Genomic DNA, 2,491 nt, shown 5'->3' with positions numbered 1-2,491 from the left:
GGAAGGCATTTGGGTGTCTTCGGCGAGGAAGGTTTCGCCGAACCCGCCGGATCCGAGTTCGCGCAGGATGCGATATCTGTTGTTGAGTAATGTGGGTCTCATTATAGATTCAGTGGATCGATAAAACTTTTTTCGATTGTATCACTCTACTTCGGCACGGCCTGAAATTTTTAATCAATCTTTAAGGAACGTCTTTTTCTTTGGTCATTGGTCATCGATAGTTGGTTGTTTGGTATAGATCCTGTGTCTGATGTTGACGGAAAGCAACTAGCGGAGAAAGAATTCAGTAGGAGAGGGTCGGAGTTGAATGATTTGACGATACATCGACATTCAAGCGTTTCTATAAAAGATGCAATAATTGAAGGCCGATCTATGCACTCTTATAAATTTTATGCTAATATAGCATTGGAGATCACCCTCGTTTGTTTAGTATGAAAAAAATTGACAATACCCATTCAAAATACTGCCACAAATTGCCGAGTCAGTATGGCAGGTTAAGGCTTATTGAATCAAGGAATAGTAAGCGCAAACACCAGCTTGCTCGGAGAAGAGTCGTTTTTTCATTTCTGAGTTCTTTGATTTTAACCGTAGTAATTCTCCTCAGTGGAATTCAGTTATTCAACATGATAGCAGGCTCCCAGGGTGCTATGCAAAAATGGGACGTTCAGTTTATTAATGTCGCTACAACAGAGATCGAATCAGATAGCAGCTCTTATTTTGGGCAACCCGTTGCCAATATTGTTGCCCTCAGTCCTCGAAACGATAAACGCTCATTACTTCGGTTTTATGCCAATTCAGAAGTCAAAACTTTTTTACCCAGGGAAGTAAATAAAGATTCTTTTGCTATGTTGGCTTCTACTCAAATCAGGCTAAAAGCAGACGAAATTTACATCTGGGAAAACCATTCGACTGGTTGGGTGGAAATTGAAATAATAAATACTGAAACGGCGGAATCTAATCCTTATTTAATTTGGGATGGAGGTAAAAAGCGCGATCGCTTTATTACCCCAGAAAAAAAAGTCTTCTTTGAGGTGCAAGATTCTGGTGTTTATGACATCAATGTTTATTACTTCAACAATAAAAATGACTCGTTACCTATAATTGATATAGACTTGGAAAATCCTCCAATTCCTGACAGCTACGAACAGTTGTACCAATATTATGGGAATCCTCTAGATCCAGATTTTGTCACCAATTACATTACGATCGTAGGACTAAAGAATCCTAATGGTGGGGAATGGGAAGTAGAATGCCATAAGGCGATTGTCCAACGTCTGCGGCAAGTCTGGGAAGATTTAATAAGTAGGGACAAATTGCACTTAATTCAAACCTACAATGGCTGTCTAAATATTCGCATGAAACGAGGCAAAAATGAGCCATCAGTCCACAGTTGGGGATTGGCGATCGATATCAATGCAAAGCAATATCCAATGGGTTCTGTGGAACAACAGCCAGAAGCGATAACTAATGCTTTTAAAAAGCAGGGATTTTCATGGGGAGGGCATTGGAAAAGCAGAAAAGACCCGATGCACTATGAATTTTCAGTAGCGGGAATTTAGGAAATATGACATAATTTGTTTAATCTTTATACCCTTTTTGCATAGGAGAAACTAAGTTTCGACGCTCAAAATATTCAGGGCTGTATAGAGTTATTTCAGTAGAAGTTATAAACCGGGTTTATTGGCACAAAAATTTAAGGATTTAGCCAAAAAGTCATAAACCCAGTGTATTGTCTACTTTTTCTAAAACTACACCGACGCTCTGAACTTAGTTAAGGTAAACCGACTTCTGCCCATACTTTCGTTTCTGGAGACGGAGAATAAGGATCGACAAAGGTCGCTACTTTCAAAATCACGACTTCTTGTCCCGGCATCAAGACACTGATTTTCTCTTCTAGCTCGTAGTAAGGAGGCTGGGGATGATTTTGTCTCAAATTAACCCCATTTGAAACAATTACTTTGTCTCCAATAGCCGGAACAACCGGAGGGGAAATGATGACGGGTTGGTTGGTGGGAATTAATGGTTCACCAACTGAGGCAGTATCGTTGGTATTGTCAACGGAACCAATTCGCATCCATCCTAAAGCTTGATTAGAGATATTGCGTCTTTGCTGTTGCTGGTTGTTGGGTGGATTCAATATCATGGTTTGGTAGCGATCGCTAAAAAAGAACGAACCGATTCCAGATGCAGCAATCAGAATAGCACCGACTACACCACCCATAATCGCAGCTTTTTGCCAATTCCCCATTCCTTGGGGTTCCTTAGAGGGTGGAGCGCTGGGGGAAGACAAACTGGTAGTCGGTAGAGATACTGCTGTAGGTGGTTGATGTGCCCTTGTAGGTGGTGGGGAGGCGAAAGTGGGGGGCGCGGCGGCGGTATAAGCGGGGGCGGCGATCGCATCCAACATTTCCCTGGCACTAGAGAAGCGATCGCGCGGATGAGACTTAATCGCCCGATCCAATATTCCCGCTAATGTGGGACTAATCGTAGG

1 protein-coding gene and 1 pseudogene are annotated in these 2,491 nt (G+C 42.0%); one reads left to right on the top strand and one right to left on the bottom strand.

Annotation, left to right across the window (positions count from 1 at the left end):
- The first annotated feature begins 431 nt into the window (after positions 1 to 431).
- A complete protein-coding gene (locus tag LKK83_RS00865) occupies positions 432 to 1,559 on the top strand; it encodes a M15 family metallopeptidase (RefSeq protein WP_324628835.1) in 1,128 nt (375 codons plus the stop codon).
- Positions 1,560 to 1,771: 212 nt separating this feature from the next.
- On the opposite strand, the pseudogene LKK83_RS00860 reads toward LKK83_RS00865, so the two are convergent.
- Positions 1,772 to 2,491 (bottom strand): annotated as a pseudogene (locus LKK83_RS00860) (hypothetical protein); the annotation flags it as partial.

This window comes from Phormidium sp. CCY1219 (genome assembly GCF_035615515.1).
Lineage (GTDB): Bacteria > Cyanobacteriota > Cyanobacteriia > Cyanobacteriales > Laspinemataceae > CCY1219.
This window is presented reverse-complemented; position numbering and strand designations above follow the sequence as displayed.

What these genes read in the sequence shown, in the direction of transcription:
- LKK83_RS00865 (WP_324628835.1), top strand. Translation starts at nt 432, where the DNA reads ATGAAAAAAATTGACAATACCCATTCAAAATACTGCCACAAATTGCCG.